Here is a 14,238-nt window from a genome sequence, read left to right as displayed (position 1 = left end):
GGCCGGCACCTCAACCGCCTCCATCCGCACCCGGCGCCGGTCGGCTCGCGGCGGTCGGCGACCGGAACAGCCGGTCGAGCAGCTCCTGCTCCTGGCGGTCGGCCTCCTCCTCGCCGACCCGGCCCGCAGCGCGGGCGTCCTCCAGGTCCTCGAGCTGACGCCGGATCACGCCCGGGTCGTACAGCTGGTGCTCGGCCTGCTCGCGCAGCACGTCGCCGAGCCAGAACACCACGCGCACCGGCGCGAGCGGCAGGGTCAGGATTCCGCTGATCAGGCCCACGGCTACGCCTCCGGTCTGAGGTCCGTGACGAAGTCGTACGGCGCCAGCGGACCCAGGAGACGGATCGTGACCCGGCCGTCCCACTCCTCTGCCAGGTCGTCCAGCGCCCGCACGAACTCCTTCTCCCTGGCGGTTTCCGCGAGCACGGCCACGTTCGCGGCGTCGAGCTCGTGCGCCGGCTCGCGCACGTCCATCGCGTCGCTGAACGGCTCGCACACCGCAACCAGCTTGCGGATGTCCGCCTCCCGCTTCGCCTCGATGCCACGGGTGATGAGCTCGCCGAGCCGGACGCGTTCGGCGCGGGTCGCGTCCGGCGACGTGCCGCGGATCGCCTCGCGCAGGCGTCCCGCCTCCGGCTGTTCGGCAAGGATCTCGCCGAGCACCGCCGCTTCGACGTAGCGGCTCTTCACGACGTACTGCGCCTTGCCGTCGAGATCCCGCAGCGCGGCCAGCAGCTCGTCGTGGTTGGGTGCCAGCAGTTCGTCGACGACCGCGTCCGTGCCGGTCAGGATCGCGCCGAACCGGATCGGGAGCACCGGTACCTCGGCCACCGTGGCGTCCAGGAGCCGCTCATGGGCCAGCAGGTCCTGCGGCCTGCCGAGCGGACGGTCGACGTTGATCTCGCTCACCATCGCGGCGATGTCGCCGTGGCGCACGAGCTGCACCGGCGCGGGATCGTCGCCGATGCCACGGGCCTCGGGGTCCAGGTCCACATCGGCCGGCACGATGCCGAACATGTAGACCCCGGCGGTCGCGGTCGCCATCTCAGTCCACCTCCTCGTCCCGGTGCCGGCGGCGGGGGACCCGTTCGGGTTCCCGGCGGTCGCCGACCAGGTCCTGCACGGTGTCCCCGGCGGCCTCCAGTACGCCCTGGACGGCGCCCTTCGTCTTGTGCTTGGCGCCGCCCTGTTCCACGTCGCCCACGAGTTCGGGCAGGCCCGCCTTTTCCTGCGAGATGTCCAGCCGGTTCACCGCCTCCGCGAACCGCAGGTATGTGTCGACGCTCGCCACCACGATCCGCGCGTCGATGGTCAGCAGTTCGATGCCGACCAGCGAGACCCGCACGTACGCGTCGATCACCAGCCCCTTGTCGAGGATCGTGTCGACGACGTCGGCGAGCGAACTCGACGACGGACGGTCGACCGCGCCGCCTGCCTGCTGCACAGCCGTGGTCATGGCCTCACCCCTCGCTTGCTACCGAGCCGCCGCCGGCCGGTTGGCCGGCTGGCCGGCTACGCGTCTTCGCGTGCCCGCCCCGCGGGCCGGTTCGTCCGTTGCGACGCCTGCCGCGGTCGCGCCGGCGGCCGCCGGTCTCGCTGCGGCTTGTCGTCGGGCTCCGCTTCTGCGTCCGGCTCTGGTTCCGCTTCCGCGTCCGGTTCCGCTTCCTCGTCTTCCTCGTCGGGCTCTGGTTCGTCCGCCTCGTCCGGCGTCTCGTCACCGTTGTCGTCACCGGCGTCCTCGGCCGGCTCGTCGCGGTGTTGCGCCTGCTCCTCTTCTTCAAGGGCCGTCTCGTGGTCCTTGACGACCTCGCCGTCGCGGATCTCACCGCGCCAACCCTCGACCTCGTCCGGCTTCAGGATCGTGCGGGTCATGACGTGCCGGCGGAAATGCTTGATCTCCAGCCGGGCCCGGCGTCCTTGCGCCCGCCACAGATTGCCGGTCTGCTCGAACAGGCCCTGTGGGTGGTACTCGAGGACGACCAGGATGCGGGTCAGCTCGGGAGCCAGCTCGTGGAACGTCACCGTGCCGTCGACGCGGCCCTTCTGCCCCTTGGAACGCCATATGATGCAGGAGTCCGGCACCTGCTGGACGATGGTCGCCTCCCAGCTGCGGTGCGACCACCAGACCTGCGCCTTCCAGCTGCTCTTCTCGTCACTTTCGCGTTTGACGCTCTCGACCTTCTTCGTGAAGCTCGGGAAGTCCTCGAACTGCGTCCACTGGTTGTAGGCGACGCGGATCGGGACGCCGACGTCGATCGTCTCCACGATGTTGGTGACCTTGCGGTTGAAGTTCTTGTCCGCGCCTTTGCCGCCGCCCTTGCCGAAGAGCCCCTTCACCTTCTCCTTGATGCCGGCGAACCCGCCGCCGGCCATCGCCTTCGCCGGCGAATCGCCCTCGGCCATCTTCTTCGCGCCGGTCGCCGCCGCCTTGAGGCCCGGGCTGCCGCCGCCCTCGGTGTACTGCGTCAGCCGCTCCGTCACCGAGCCGACCTTCTTGCCCACCGTGGCCGACACCCGCTCACCGGCGGCACTGGCAAGGCCACCGACGCCCTCGCGGAGGAGCTGGGCCAGCTTCCCTCCGATGCCGGTGGCGCGATCCTGCGCGTGCGTGGTCATGGCGGCTACCTCCCTCGCCGGTGGACGGGCGAGCGCGACCCGACGTCCGGACGGGACCGCCCCACGCCTGACAGCGATGCGGCTTCCTCCTCCGGCGGCTCGTCGTACTCCTCGTCGTCCGGCTCGTCGTCTGCCTCGTCGTCTGCCTCGTCGCGCGCCGACACGTCGCGCCTCTCGTCACGATCCTCGTCGTCGCGCTCCGCAGCCGGCGGCCGGCGGCGGGAGGGCTCCGCCTCCTCCTCGTACACGTCGTCGCGCTCCTCGCGGGCCGCGCGGGGCCTGCGGCGGGGCCGTTCCGGCGGGCGCTCGTCGTCGCGCCGCGTCGCCGGGGGCCTGCGCCGGCGCTCGTCGGGCTCCTCGTCGGGCTGCTCGTCCGGTTCCTTCCGCCTGCCTCCGGGGCGGCGCAGTCCCTCGGCCCGGTCGCGCAGCCGGCCGGTCACCGAGTCGATCTGGCCGGTGACTGCGGCCTTGGCGGCGTCCTTTCCTGCCGCGACCAGCGGGGCACCGAGGCCGGTGAGCCCGCCCAGCCCGGGCGACGACGCCAATGCCTTCACGCCGCGTTGCAGAATGTCGCCCGGCCCGCTGATCCGGCCGGCCGCGGCCGCAGCCGCCAACGTCAGCCCCCAGCGCAACTTGCGCTGCCGTCCCAGCAGGTAACCGATCCCGGCAGCGACAATGACCTGTGTTCTGCAGTTCATGATTCCTCGCTTCCGCCACGACCATCGCGCCCAGGCGCCCGTCCGGCAACCGAACAGCACTGTCGCCGGTGGGGTTGTGGACCGCATCCGTGGCAGGACAGAACTTCCTCGGGAGTCGCTCGCCTACCCGGCGTGCCAGCCACGAAACAGATCTCCGGCGGAAGCCACATCCCTATTTCAGGACGGTTCTGCGTCCTTCAGGACGCTGCCGCGGCGGCGAGGACGGCCGCGCCGAGGCGCTGGTTCTCCGGGCCTGGATAACCGAACCGGCGCCGCACATAGCCATACGCCACCCCGGCGTCCGCGTCGGCCCAGCCGAGCGAGCCGGTCGCGCCGGTGTGCCCGATGCTGCGCCGCCCGAGATACGGATGGTCGGCCGGCAGGTTCTCGAAGCCGAGCGCGAAATGCTCGGCCTGATCGGTGACCAGGTCCACGCCGAGCGAGTACGGCGTGGCGAACTGCGTGATCGTGTCTTCGCGCAGCAGCGCCGGCCGCCCGTCGAGGGGGCCGATGGCCGCCGCATACATCCTGGCGACGCCGCGGGCGTTGCCGACCCCGCCCGCGGACGCCTGGCCGAGCGCGCGGACCTGCCGGCTGTTGCCGAAGTCGAGCAGGTCGAACGAGGTGTTGAACGCGATCGCCAGCAGCGACGCCGGGTCCGGCGTGAACCCCGGTCCCAGCGCCGGCAGGAGCGGGCGGAACCGTGGCTCCAGCGCCTCGGGCAGCCCCAGCCACAGTTCGAGCCCGTACGGCTCCCGCAGCCGCTCCGCGTACCACTGCCGCACCGACCGGCCGGTGACCACGCGCAGCTCCGCGTCCAGCAGCGCCCCCATCGTCACGGCGTGATACCCGTAGGCGGTGCCCGGCTCCCAGAACGGCCTCTGGCCGGCGAGCCGGGCCGCGACGACCTCGTCGTCCGCCGCCTCGGCGATGGTGAAGCCTCCGTCGACGCCGATCAGCCCGGAGCGGTGCCCGAGCAGTTCGCGCACGGTGAGCGGGAACGGCAGGCTCCGCGCCTGCGCGTCCAGGTCCAGCACGCCCTCCTGAGCCAGCAGCGCGGCGACGAGGTGCGCGGCGCCCTTGGTCACGGAGTAGACGCCGGTCAGCGCGTCGCCGTCGGTGTCGTCGCCCCAGAGGTCGACGACCTGCACACCGTGGTGGTAGACCGCGAGTTGGGAACCGGTCCCGGCCGGCTCGTCGGCGAGGAAGGCGGCGAACTCCTCGCGGACCGCCTCGAACCCTGCAGCAACGTGCCCCCGTGCTTCAGTCATGCCCGTCATTCTGGTCCGGTGCGCGCAGCCCAGACCACGTCAGCGTCGTCACAGGGACGGTGGGAACAGTCAGTCCTTGCGACCGGTCGGCTCGACGGTCACGCCCGGCCCGACCGTCGCCGGCCCACCCGCGCCACCGACCGCGGCCGGCCGGCGCCTGTGACGGCGCACGGTTGCGGGCAACCACGCCACGGCCCCGAGGAGCACGAGCAGCGACAGCAGGGGCATCCGCCACCACCACCGGATTCCCGCCGGCGGCACCGACGGGGTCGCGGCGACCCATGGCCGGGCGGTCTTCGACCAGGCCAGAAACGCGTCACCGATCGGCAGCAGGCCCCTGGCCACTTCCACGGGTGCGCCGGTCTCCGGATCGACGCGGTGCGGCAGCAGCCCCGTGCGTGGGTCGAGCCGCTCGCGTACCCCACCGAGCCACCGCCGCACGGTCCCGGTGAACGCCGGCGGCAACAGCGTCTCGTGCAGCCGCAGCGACGCCACCGCAACCGTCGAGTCCACCGGCCACGCCTGGCCCGGGTACGCCGTCAGGTATGGCGACGCGGATTCGTCGAAGGCCCGGCCGAGCGCGCCCGAGTCGGCGGCGAACCGGTCCAGCTCGCCGGGATCGCGCTGCCCCACCGGTTGCAGGCTCAGCAGCCCGCCGAGCAGCCAGTTGCTCCACCCCCGGTAGAAGACGCCGTACGGCGGGGACAGGTCCGCACTGAACGGGGCGCGCCCGGCCGGCGAGTCCAGGTGCTGCCACGCCCACCGCGCCTCCCGCAGCGCCGTGGCCCGGTCGCCCGCCGGTGCCCGCTGGCCGAGCTCCACCCAGGTCAACCCGTACAACGCGGGCAGGAAGAAGTACCCCTCCGGGTACAGCTCCTGCGCCGCGTCGGCGGCACCGTCGTCCAGCGCCGCCCGCAGGAACGCCAGCTGCCGCCGGACCCCGGGAGGCTCACCGGTCGGGCCCGCCGTCGCGGGCACGACCAGCCGGACCGCCCCGACCAGCGCGCACAGGCTGACAACGACCGCGACCAGGCGTCGCAACCACCGCAGCACCCGGCGCACAGACATCGGCTGATCCTAGGCGGTCCCGTCGCCGCCGCCGTGGCCGGTTGAATCGTGCCTTGACAAAGGGGTGGTTCCAATGTGGACGATGCGGCGTGAGAATTCTTGTGGTGGGTGGCAGTGGTCTGATCGGGGCGCACGTCGTCGAGGTGCTGCGGGAGCGGGGGCATGAGGCGACCGCGACGGCGCGGACCGCCCAGCCGGGCATCGATCACCTGCTCGACCTGGAGAAGGCCGACGTCGACGGGTTGCGACAGTTGCTCGCCGGGCATGACGGGGTGGTGTACGCCGCCCGCACCGACGAGCAGCAGGCGCTGCGCAAGCCGATCTACCCGGTGTTCCGGGACGACCTGGTCGAGCCGGTGGTGCGGCTGTTCACGGCGGCCCGCCTCGAAGGGTTGACCCGCGGGGTCGTCATGGGTTCCTACTACACGTACTACGACCGGCTGCACCCGAAGCTGCGGCTCACGGAGCGGCACACGTACATCCGCTGCCGGGTCGAACAGGCGCAGGAGGCACGCACGGCGGCCGGTGCCGGGCTGCCGGTCGCCGTGCTCGAGTTGCCGTTCGTGTTCGGGCGGGCCGGTGACCGGTTGCCGAACTGGGCCGGGCCGCTGGACCGGTGGGCGAGGTCGCGGTCGCCGCTGCTCGCGCCGATCGGCGGGTCGGCGGCGGTGTCGGCGCGCAGCGTGGCCATGGTCGCGGTCGACGCGCTCGACAGCGCCAGCGGCGAGGACATCCCCGTCGCCGACGAGAACCTCACGTGGGACGAGATGCTGGCGCGCATCGCGGCGGCGGTCGGGCGGACCCGGCGGGTACGCCGGATGCCCGCCGCCGCGGTGCGCGCCTCGACGCGGCTCGGCGGTGCGCTGCAGGCCCTCGGGCGCAAGGAGTCGGGGGTCAACCCGAGCCACATCGCGGACCTGCTGCTGGCCGAGCTGTTCATCGAGCCGACCACCGGCCGTCCCCTCGGCGCCGCGGTCAGCGAGACGTTCGCCCAGGGCTGAGCGCTACCAGGGCACCACCCCGGCGTCCTCGAAGAACGAGCCGGTCGGGCCGTCGTCGGGCAGGGTCGCGAGCCGGATCGCCACGGCCGCGCCCTGCTCCGGGGTGCGGTAGCCGCGGAAGCCGTTGAGGTCGGTCGCGACGTAACCGGGGCAGGCCGCGTTGATCAGGATGTTCGTGCCGCGCAGTTCCTTGGCGTACTGGACGGTGACGGCGTTGAGGAACGTCTTGGACGGCGAGTAGGCGGCGGACAGCGGGCCGACCGTGCCCTCCGACGCGGACGGGTCGGTCTGCCGGGCGAGGGAGCCGACGCCGCTGGACATGTTCACGATCCGCGGCGACGGGGCGCGGCGCAGGAGCGGCAGCAGCGCGTTGGTGACCCGGATGACGCCGAAGACGTTGGTCTCCACCGCCGTGCGCATGGTGTCGATGCCGACGGTGGTGGGCGACTGCGGCATGCCACCGGTCACGCCGGCGTTGTTGACGAGTGCGTCGAGGCGTCCCGCGTACCGCTCGATCTGCTGGGCGGCGGCGCTCACGCTCGCGTCGTCGGTGACGTCCAGCGGCACGCCGAACGCGTCGACGCCGGCGGCCCGCAGCTTCTCCACGGCCGCCTCCCGGCGCTGCTCGTCGCGGGCGCCGACGCCGACGCTCCAGCCGAGGGCGCCCAGGCCGGCCGCGATCTCGTATCCGATCCCCTTGTTCGCGCCGGTCACCAGCGCGATCTTCGATTCGCTCATGCCCCGATCCTGTCCGCGGCCCCCGGGCGGACCAACACCGTCTGGGTGGCCGGCGATACCCGCCGGGTATCGTTTCGGGCATGGAGACGCGGGAGCTGCGGTATTTCGTCGCGGTCGCCGAGGAGCTGCACTTCGGGCGGGCCGCGAAACGGCTCGGCATCGCGCAGCCGCCGCTGTCGCGGGCGATCCGCCAGCTGGAGCGGCGGCTCGGGGTCGAGCTGCTGGCCCGCACCAGCCGCTCGGTGACGCTGACGGAGGCAGGGTCGGTGCTGCTGCGGGAGGGCCGCGCCGCCCTCGACGCGGTCGACGCCGCCGACCGCCGGACCCGCCGCGCCGCCCTCGCCGCGACCGGCGAGCCCGGGCTGGTCCTCGTCACCAAGGCCGGCGCGTCCAGCGAGCTGCTGGCGAAGCTGCTCGATGCGTACGCCGCGGAACCCGGCGCGGTCACCGTCGACGTCGTGCTGTGCGGCATCGGCGAGCAGGAACCACTGCTGCGCGACGGGCGCGCCGACGTGGCGCTGCTGCACCGGCCGTTCGACTCGACGTCCGGGTTCGACGTCGAGGAGCTGTCCACGGAGGGACAGGTCGCGGTCCTGCCGTCCGGGCACCCGCTGACCACCCGGACCAGCCTGCTGACCGCCGACGTCGCCGCGCTGCCGGACCTGCCGCTGCCCCGCTGGCCGTGCCGCGACGGCACCTACCCGGAGGGCCCGGGCCCGGAGGTCCGCGACAACGTGCAGCTGTTCCAGCTGATCGCGCTGCGCCGGGCGACGGCGATCCTGCCGGACTCGTGCCGCACCCACCTGCGCCGCGACCTCACCGCCGTGCCGGTCCTGGACGCGCCGCCGGTGACGACGGTGATCGCCTGGCCGCCGCACAGCCGCTCCCGCGCCCTCGCCGGCCTGGTCCGCGCCGCCACCCGCCTGTAGCGCCGAACGCGTTCTCGGTGCAACCCGCCCGTCAGGCGTCGACACGCCGGGCGGTCAGTCGTCGGTGGTGACGGTCTTCAGGCGGTCGAGGGCGGCGTGCATGTGGGCTGACAGGTCGGGGCCGGGCGGGTCGCTGAGCCAGCGTTCGAACGCGATCCGCAGCACGACGATGCCCGCCTCGGCGGCCAGGCTCGCGTCCGGGTCGGGGACGCCGCGGCGGCGCAGGGCGTCGCTGAGCGCGGCGCCCAGGGACGCCAGCTTGATGAGTTCGCGTTCGCGCAGGTCCGGGTTGGCGTTGATGACCGACTGGCGCAGCCGGGACCGCTCGTGGTGCTGCCCGAGCGCGGTGGCGGCGGCGTCCAGGGCGGCCGCGACGGCCTGCATCGGGGTGGCGGGGTGCGGGGCCGCCTCGAGGGCCTGCACCAGGTGTGCCTCCAGGTCGGCCGAGCCGGCGAAGAGCACCTCGCGCTTGTCAGCGAAGTGGCGGAAGAACGTCCTGGCGGTGAGCCCGGCCCGGGCGGCGATCTCGGCCACGGTCGTCTGCTCGAAGCCGCGCTCGACGTAGAGCTGCATCGCCGCCTCGCGGAGCCGGCCGCCCGCGTCTGCCTCCCACCGCACCACGGCACGAGTCTAGTCATGTCACTTCGTGACATCATCTGGTACCGTCGCCATGTCATCAAGTGACATCAACTGTGGGAGTACCGCATGCGCATCTTCGTCACCGGGGCATCCGGCTGGATCGGCTCCGCCGTCGTCCCCGAACTGCTCGACGCCGGGCATCAGGTGCTCGGCCTGGCCCGGTCCGACGCGGCCGCGGCGCGGGTCGCCGCGCTCGGCGCCGACGTGCGGCGCGGCGACCTGGACGACCTCGACAGCCTGCGCGGTGGCGCGGCCGAGGCCGACGGCGTGGTCCATCTCGGATACAGCCATGACTTCACCCGCATGGAGGCGGCGGCGCGCACCGAGCTGGCCGCGGTCACCGCGCTCGGCGAGCAGCTGGAGGGCACCGGCCGGCCGTTCGTGGTCGCCTCCGGGGTGCTCGGGCTCACGTCCGGGCGGGTCGCGACCGAGGCGGACCTGCCCGACCCGGCCCTGCACCCGCGGATCGCCGGCGTCCAGGCGGCGATGGCGTTCGCCGAGCGCGGGGTCCGGGTGTCGTCGGTGCGCTTCGCACCCACCGTCCACGGCGCCGGCGACCACGGCTTCGTCGCCGTCCTGGTCGGCATCGCACGGGAGCGGGGCTGCTCGGCGTACATCGGCGACGGCGACAACCAGTGGTCGGCGGTGCACCGCCTCGACGCCGCGGGCCTGGTGCGGCTCGCCGTGGACGGAGCGCCGGCCGGTGCGGCGCTGCACGCCACCGCCGAGGAGGGCGTGCCGACGCGGGCGATAGCCGAGGCGATCGGGCGCGGGCTGGACCTGCCGGTCGTCTCCGTCCCCGCCGACAAGGCCGCGGAGCACTTCGGGTGGATGGGGCGGTTCTTCGGTACGGACGGCCGCGCGTCCAGCTCAGTGACCCGGGACCTGCTCGGCTGGCAGCCCACGCGGCCGGGTCTCATCGCCGACCTCGACGCCGGCCACTACTTCGGCGTCACTGATCCAGGTAGGTGAGGACGGCCATCACGCGGCGGTTGTCGTCGCTGGACGGGGGCAGGCCGAGCTTGCTGAAGATGCTGTTGATGTGTTTGCTGACGGCCTTCTCCGACACGAACAGCCGGCCGGCGATCGCGGCGTTGGAGCGCCCCTCCGCCATGAGGCCGAGGACCTCGCGTTCGCGGGCGGTGAGCGCGTCGAGCGGGCCGGCGCCGGGGCGCCGGGCCAGCAGCAGCGCGATGACCTCGGGGTCCATGACGGTGCCGCCGTCGGCGACGCGGCGGACCGCGTCGATGAACTGGCCGACGTGGGAGACGCGGTCCTTGAGCAGGTAGCCGATGCCGCCGACGCCGGCCGCGAGGAGCTCCCGGGCGTAGAGCTGCTCGACGTGCTGGGACAGCACCAGGACCGGCAGGCCGGGGACCTCGGCGCGGGCGGCGATCGCGGCCTGCAGGCCCTCGTCGGTGAACGTGGGTGGCAGCCGGACGTCGACGACGGCCACGTCGGGCCGGTGGCCGAGCAGGGCCGGCAGCAGCGCCGGGCCGTTGTCGACGGACGCCACGACCTCGAAGTCGAACGCCTGCAGGATGTGGATCAGGCCGTCCCGGAGGAGGGCGAGGTCCTCGGCGATGACAACGCGCACGGCAGCTCCATCGTCACGGTGGTGGGTCCGCCGGGCGGACTGGCCACGGACATGGTGCCATCAAACGCGGCGAGGCGTCGTTCGATCCCCCGCAGGCCGCCACCCGCGGCCGGGTCGGCGCCGCCGCGGCCGTCGTCGCGCACGACGATGACCAGGCGGTCCTGCTGATACGCCAACCGGATCCACACGTGCGTCGCGTGCGCGTGTTTCGCGGTGTTGGTGACGGCCTCGGCGACGGCGAAGTACGCCGCGGACTCCACCGGCGCCAGGGGCCGGCCGGGCAGGTCGATGTCGACGTCGACGGGCAGCGGCACGGTCAGCGCGAGGGCCCGCACTGCGCCGTCGAGGCCGCGTTCGGCGAGCACCGGCGGGTGGATGCCGCGGACCAGGTCGCGCAGCTCGGCCAGGGCGAGGCCGCTGTGCTCGCGGGCCTGCGCCATCAGCCGCAGCGCCGCCTCCGGGTCGCGGGCCATGAGCTCCTCGGCGAGCCCGATCTTCATGCTGACCGCGACGAGCCGCGCCTGGGCGCCGTCGTGCAGGTCGCGTTCGATCCGCCGCAGCTCGGTGGCCTGTGCGTCGACGGTCTCCGTCCTGGTACGGGTGAGCCGGTCCACCCGCTGCGCGAGCCCGGCCGCCCGGGTCGGTGCCAGCAGCCACCGGGTGAACAGCGCATACCAGCGCAGGGCGTGCGGCGCGAGCGTCAGCCCGGCGGGCAGGATCACGGCGGCCTGCGGCCAGCTCAGCAGCGCCTTGGCGACGTTGTCCATGGGCCAGAAGACGCCGTAGCCGTACCAGTCGAGCACGAAGTGCAGCAGCACCGGCACGCCGAGGATGCCTTCGACGCCGTAGGCGACCAGGGCGGCGGGCACGATCAGCAACGGCCCCACGAACTGGATGGACAGCACCAGCCAGGCCAGGTCACGCCAGGTGGCCGGGTCGGTGACCACCCACCGGTACAGGCCCCAGATGCCGAGGTGTTCGGGGCGTTCCCGGTACGGGCTCGGGATCGCGACCCCGGTCCACTGCGACAGCAGCCGCCGGTCGAGGTCGGCGACCGCGCGGACCCCGAGGGCGGCCAGGGGCACCAGGAAGATGCCGACGCCGGCGACGCTCAGCACGACCGACACCACGAACAGCACGAACAGGGTGATGTTCGTCGACAGCGTGCCGACCGCCAGCAGCACGCCACGCAGCCCGGCGAGCAGCCCGCGCGACAGCCACGCGCGCACCGCCGGGGTCAGCACCGGGATCAGCGCTGAACGCACGGGCTCCGGCAGCCACGCCGGGAGCGGATTCGGTTGGGCCACGGACCCATTCTCACCCGCGCCGGGCCGTCACGGCGGTGGTGATAGCACCACCACGGTTCGGGACATGACACTCCTGCCCCTTGCGCCCGGGTTGCGTTGGATCGAAGGCATCGACCACATCACCGTTCCAGGGAGGAACACGCGATGTCCAGGCACCGACTGTCCGGGCTGCCGTCCGGCCGCCGTACCAAACTGGCGATGCTGGCCCTGTGGGTTGTCATCGCCGCCGTGATGGGCCCGCTCGCGCTCAAGCTCAGCGACGTGCAGAACAACGACAGCCTCGGGTCGCTGCCCGCCGGTGCGGAGGCCAGCCGGGCCGCGGCGCGGGCGGAGGCCGCGTTCCCCGAGCCGGACGCGCTCGTCGCGGTCGCCGTGTACGTGCGTGAATCAGGGCTCACCGACGCCGACCGGGCGAAGGTCGACGCCGACCGCGCCGCGTTCGCCGCCCACGCCGCCGGCGGGACGGTCCCGGCGCCGGTGCCCGCCGCGGACGGCAAGGCGCTGCTGCTGTCGTTCCAGCTCGCCGGCGACGACGACGAGCAGGCGGCGGCCGTCGGCCCCGTCAAGGACCGGCTCGCCGCGCAGACCCCTGACGGGCTGCGGACGGCGCTGACCGGCTCGGCGGGCGCCGAGGACGACCTCAACGACGCGTTCGCCGGGCTCGACATCACCCTGCTGCTGGCGACCGTCGCGGCCGTCGCCATTCTGCTGCTGCTGACGTACCGCAGCCCCGTGCTGTGGCTGATCCCGCTGCTCACCGCGGCGGTCGCGAGCCAGGTCGCCGGTGGCATCGTCTACCTGCTCGCCAAGCACACCGGGCTGGCCGTCGACCTGCAGAGCCAGAACATCCTGACGATCCTGTCGATCGGCGTCGGCGTCGACTACGCGCTGCTCATCGTCGCCCGGTACCGTGAAGAACTGCGCCGCCACGAGGACCGGCACGAGGCGATGGCGATCGCGTTGCGCCGCTCGTTCCCGGCGATCTGCGCGTCGGCGGCGACCGTCGCGATCGGCCTGCTGTGCCTGCTCGCCGCCGACCAGCCCGCCACGCATGGCCTCGGCCCCGTCGGCGCGATCGCTGTCGTGGCGACGTTCACCGCGATGACGACGCTGCTGCCCGCGGTACTGGTGCTGTTCGGCCGGTGGGTGTTCTGGCCGTTCGTCCCCCGGTACACCCCGGGCATCGAGGGGCAGGACGTCGCCGCCGACCACGGGGTGTGGGCCCGCATCGCCCGCCTCGTCGGCAGCCGCCCGCGCACCGTCTGGCTCGCGACCGCCGCCGTCCTCGCCGCGCTCACCTTCGGCGTCACCAACCTCAGCGTCGGCCTGCCCGGCGACGAGACGTTCACCAAGGAGGTCGGCACGGTCACCGGGCAGCGGCTCATCGAGCGGCACTACCCCGGCGGCACCCTCGCCCCGGCCTTCGTCATCGCCACCGCCGGCACCGCCACGCCCGTCGCCGACGCGGCCCGCACGGTCGACGGGGTGGCGACCGTCGGCGAGCCGCAACGCTCCGCGGACGGGCGGTGGGTGCGCATCGAGGCCACCTTCACCTCCGAACCGACCGGCCCCGCCGCCCAGCAGGCGCTGCAACGCCTCCGCGACGCGGTGCGCGGCGTGCCGGACTCGCAGGCGCTCGTCGGTGGCGACACCGCGTTCGAGGTCGACGGCGACGCGGTCACCAGCCGCGACAACCTCGTCGTCATCCCCCTCGTGCTGGCCGTCATCCTGGTGGTCCTGATGGGTCTGCTGCGGGCGCTCGTCGCGCCGCTGGTGCTGCTGGCCAGCGTCGTGCTGTCCTACGCTGCGGCGCTCGGCGCGGCCGGGTTCCTCCTGGACGCCATGGGTCACCCGCGGCTGTGGAGCGCGGTGCCGCTGCAGACGTTCCTGTTCATCGTGGCCCTCGGCGTCGACTACACGATCTTCCTGATGACCAGGGCCCGGGAGGAGGCCGCCCAGCTCGGTCACCGCGAGGGCGTGCTGCACGCGCTGACCGTGACCGGCGGCGTCATCACCAGCGCGGGGGTGGTCCTCGCGGCCACGTTCGCGGCGCTGACCGTCCTGCCGATGGTGCCGTCGATGCAGATCGGCGTCATCGTGACCGCCGGGGTGCTGGTCGACACGCTGCTGGTGCGCAGCCTGCTGGTCCCGGCCCTGGCCGTCCACATCGGACGGGCCGCGTGGTGGCCGGGCCGGCTGTCGCGCGCCGTGTCCCACCCCGAGGTCCCCGCGGAAACGGAACGGGTCGCCACGGTCAGGTGACCGCACAGCAGGTTTTCCGCCGGGTGACGCCGCGCGGCGCGGGGTGAAGCAAACCCCGCCCCGCCGCCCAGGTCCCCCAGGCGGGGGATTAGGCGCGCCCGGTGAGATGGTT

15 protein-coding genes are annotated in these 14,238 nt (G+C 73.4%); 4 read left to right on the top strand and 11 right to left on the bottom strand.

Going from position 1 to position 14,238, the window contains the following annotated elements; genetic code table 11:
• Positions 1–10: 10 nt before the first annotated feature.
• From AB0K00_RS41635 to AB0K00_RS41605, 7 genes are all read right to left on the bottom strand, one after another.
• Positions 11–280 (bottom strand): gas vesicle protein GvpG, encoded by a 270-nt coding sequence (locus tag AB0K00_RS41635; protein WP_363533053.1) that lies wholly within the window; start codon positions 278–280, stop codon positions 11–13.
• A 2-nt stretch (positions 281–282) separates the two neighbouring features.
• On the bottom strand, positions 283–1,044 hold the full coding sequence (locus tag AB0K00_RS41630) for a GvpL/GvpF family gas vesicle protein (RefSeq protein ID WP_363533050.1): 762 nt from the start codon (positions 1,042–1,044) through the stop codon (positions 283–285).
• A 1-nt stretch (position 1,045) separates the two neighbouring features.
• Positions 1,046–1,456 (bottom strand): gas vesicle protein GvpJ, encoded by a 411-nt coding sequence (gene gvpJ, locus AB0K00_RS41625; RefSeq protein WP_363533047.1) that lies wholly within the window; start codon positions 1,454–1,456, stop codon positions 1,046–1,048.
• A gap of 56 nt (positions 1,457–1,512) precedes the next feature.
• Positions 1,513–2,616: an SRPBCC family protein gene (locus AB0K00_RS41620; protein WP_363533044.1), complete on the bottom strand. Its 1,104-nt coding sequence runs from the start codon at positions 2,614–2,616 to the stop codon at positions 1,513–1,515.
• Between the two features lie 5 nt (positions 2,617–2,621).
• Positions 2,622–3,314 (bottom strand): hypothetical protein, encoded by a 693-nt coding sequence (locus AB0K00_RS41615; protein ID WP_363533041.1) that lies wholly within the window; start codon positions 3,312–3,314, stop codon positions 2,622–2,624.
• A 197-nt stretch (positions 3,315–3,511) separates the two neighbouring features.
• The gene (locus AB0K00_RS41610; RefSeq protein ID WP_363533039.1) at positions 3,512–4,585 is read right to left on the bottom strand and encodes a serine hydrolase domain-containing protein; all 1,074 of its coding nucleotides are present in this window, start codon (positions 4,583–4,585) and stop codon (positions 3,512–3,514) included.
• A gap of 69 nt (positions 4,586–4,654) precedes the next feature.
• Positions 4,655–5,653, bottom strand: a complete 999-nt coding sequence (locus AB0K00_RS41605) for a hypothetical protein (RefSeq protein ID WP_363533036.1) — start codon at positions 5,651–5,653, stop codon at positions 4,655–4,657.
• Positions 5,654–5,742: 89 nt separating this feature from the next.
• Here AB0K00_RS41605 and AB0K00_RS41600 point away from each other — a divergent pair, with 89 nt between their 5' ends.
• The gene (locus tag AB0K00_RS41600) at positions 5,743–6,654 is read left to right on the top strand and encodes an NAD-dependent epimerase/dehydratase family protein (RefSeq protein WP_363533033.1); all 912 of its coding nucleotides are present in this window, start codon (positions 5,743–5,745) and stop codon (positions 6,652–6,654) included.
• A gap of 3 nt (positions 6,655–6,657) precedes the next feature.
• Here the strand turns inward: AB0K00_RS41600 and AB0K00_RS41595 are convergent, their stop codons facing one another.
• On the bottom strand, positions 6,658–7,392 hold the full coding sequence (locus AB0K00_RS41595) for an SDR family oxidoreductase (RefSeq protein WP_363533030.1): 735 nt from the start codon (positions 7,390–7,392) through the stop codon (positions 6,658–6,660).
• An 80-nt stretch (positions 7,393–7,472) separates the two neighbouring features.
• Between AB0K00_RS41595 and AB0K00_RS41590 the strand changes: the two genes are divergently transcribed.
• Positions 7,473–8,321, top strand: coding sequence for a LysR family transcriptional regulator (locus AB0K00_RS41590; protein WP_363533027.1), 849 nt, complete (start codon positions 7,473–7,475; stop codon positions 8,319–8,321).
• A 54-nt stretch (positions 8,322–8,375) separates the two neighbouring features.
• Here AB0K00_RS41590 and AB0K00_RS41585 read toward each other — a convergent pair whose 3' ends face one another.
• Positions 8,376–8,942 carry a TetR family transcriptional regulator gene (locus AB0K00_RS41585; protein WP_363533024.1) on the bottom strand — a complete coding sequence of 189 codons (567 nt, stop codon included), beginning with the start codon at positions 8,940–8,942 and terminating at the stop codon, positions 8,376–8,378.
• 84 nt (positions 8,943–9,026) lie between these two features.
• Here AB0K00_RS41585 and AB0K00_RS41580 point away from each other — a divergent pair, with 84 nt between their 5' ends.
• Positions 9,027–9,932 carry an SDR family oxidoreductase gene (locus tag AB0K00_RS41580; RefSeq protein ID WP_363533021.1) on the top strand — a complete coding sequence of 302 codons (906 nt, stop codon included), beginning with the start codon at positions 9,027–9,029 and terminating at the stop codon, positions 9,930–9,932.
• Here the strand turns inward: AB0K00_RS41580 and AB0K00_RS41575 are convergent.
• Positions 9,913–10,557, bottom strand: a complete 645-nt coding sequence (locus AB0K00_RS41575) for a response regulator transcription factor (protein WP_363533018.1) — start codon at positions 10,555–10,557, stop codon at positions 9,913–9,915. The genes AB0K00_RS41580 and AB0K00_RS41575 overlap by 20 nt on opposite strands.
• The gene (locus AB0K00_RS41570) at positions 10,509–11,864 is read right to left on the bottom strand and encodes a sensor domain-containing protein (protein WP_363533016.1); all 1,356 of its coding nucleotides are present in this window, start codon (positions 11,862–11,864) and stop codon (positions 10,509–10,511) included. Before AB0K00_RS41570 ends, AB0K00_RS41575 begins: the two co-directional genes overlap by 49 nt.
• 144 nt (positions 11,865–12,008) lie before the next feature.
• Here AB0K00_RS41570 and AB0K00_RS41565 point away from each other — a divergent pair, with 144 nt between their 5' ends.
• Positions 12,009–14,126 carry an MMPL family transporter gene (locus AB0K00_RS41565; RefSeq protein WP_363533013.1) on the top strand — a complete coding sequence of 706 codons (2,118 nt, stop codon included), beginning with the start codon at positions 12,009–12,011 and terminating at the stop codon, positions 14,124–14,126.
• Positions 14,127–14,238: the final 112 nt, after the last annotated feature.

The organism is Dactylosporangium sp. NPDC049525 (assembly GCF_040676755.1).
Lineage (GTDB): Bacteria > Actinomycetota > Actinomycetes > Mycobacteriales > Micromonosporaceae > Dactylosporangium.
This window is presented reverse-complemented; position numbering and strand designations above follow the sequence as displayed.

What these genes read in the sequence shown, in the direction of transcription:
- AB0K00_RS41630 (WP_363533050.1), bottom strand. Translation starts at nt 1,044, where the DNA reads ATGGCGACCGCGACCGCCGGGGTCTACATGTTCGGCATCGTGCCGGCC.
- gvpJ (WP_363533047.1), bottom strand. Translation starts at nt 1,456, where the DNA reads ATGACCACGGCTGTGCAGCAGGCAGGCGGCGCGGTCGACCGTCCGTCG.
- AB0K00_RS41620 (WP_363533044.1), bottom strand. Translation starts at nt 2,616, where the DNA reads ATGACCACGCACGCGCAGGATCGCGCCACCGGCATCGGAGGGAAGCTG.
- AB0K00_RS41615 (WP_363533041.1), bottom strand. Translation starts at nt 3,314, where the DNA reads ATGAACTGCAGAACACAGGTCATTGTCGCTGCCGGGATCGGTTACCTG.
- AB0K00_RS41610 (WP_363533039.1), bottom strand. Translation starts at nt 4,585, where the DNA reads ATGACTGAAGCACGGGGGCACGTTGCTGCAGGGTTCGAGGCGGTCCGC.
- AB0K00_RS41605 (WP_363533036.1), bottom strand. Translation starts at nt 5,653, where the DNA reads ATGTCTGTGCGCCGGGTGCTGCGGTGGTTGCGACGCCTGGTCGCGGTC.
- AB0K00_RS41595 (WP_363533030.1), bottom strand. Translation starts at nt 7,392, where the DNA reads ATGAGCGAATCGAAGATCGCGCTGGTGACCGGCGCGAACAAGGGGATC.
- AB0K00_RS41590 (WP_363533027.1), top strand. Translation starts at nt 7,473, where the DNA reads ATGGAGACGCGGGAGCTGCGGTATTTCGTCGCGGTCGCCGAGGAGCTG.
- AB0K00_RS41580 (WP_363533021.1), top strand. Translation starts at nt 9,027, where the DNA reads ATGCGCATCTTCGTCACCGGGGCATCCGGCTGGATCGGCTCCGCCGTC.
- AB0K00_RS41565 (WP_363533013.1), top strand. Translation starts at nt 12,009, where the DNA reads ATGTCCAGGCACCGACTGTCCGGGCTGCCGTCCGGCCGCCGTACCAAA.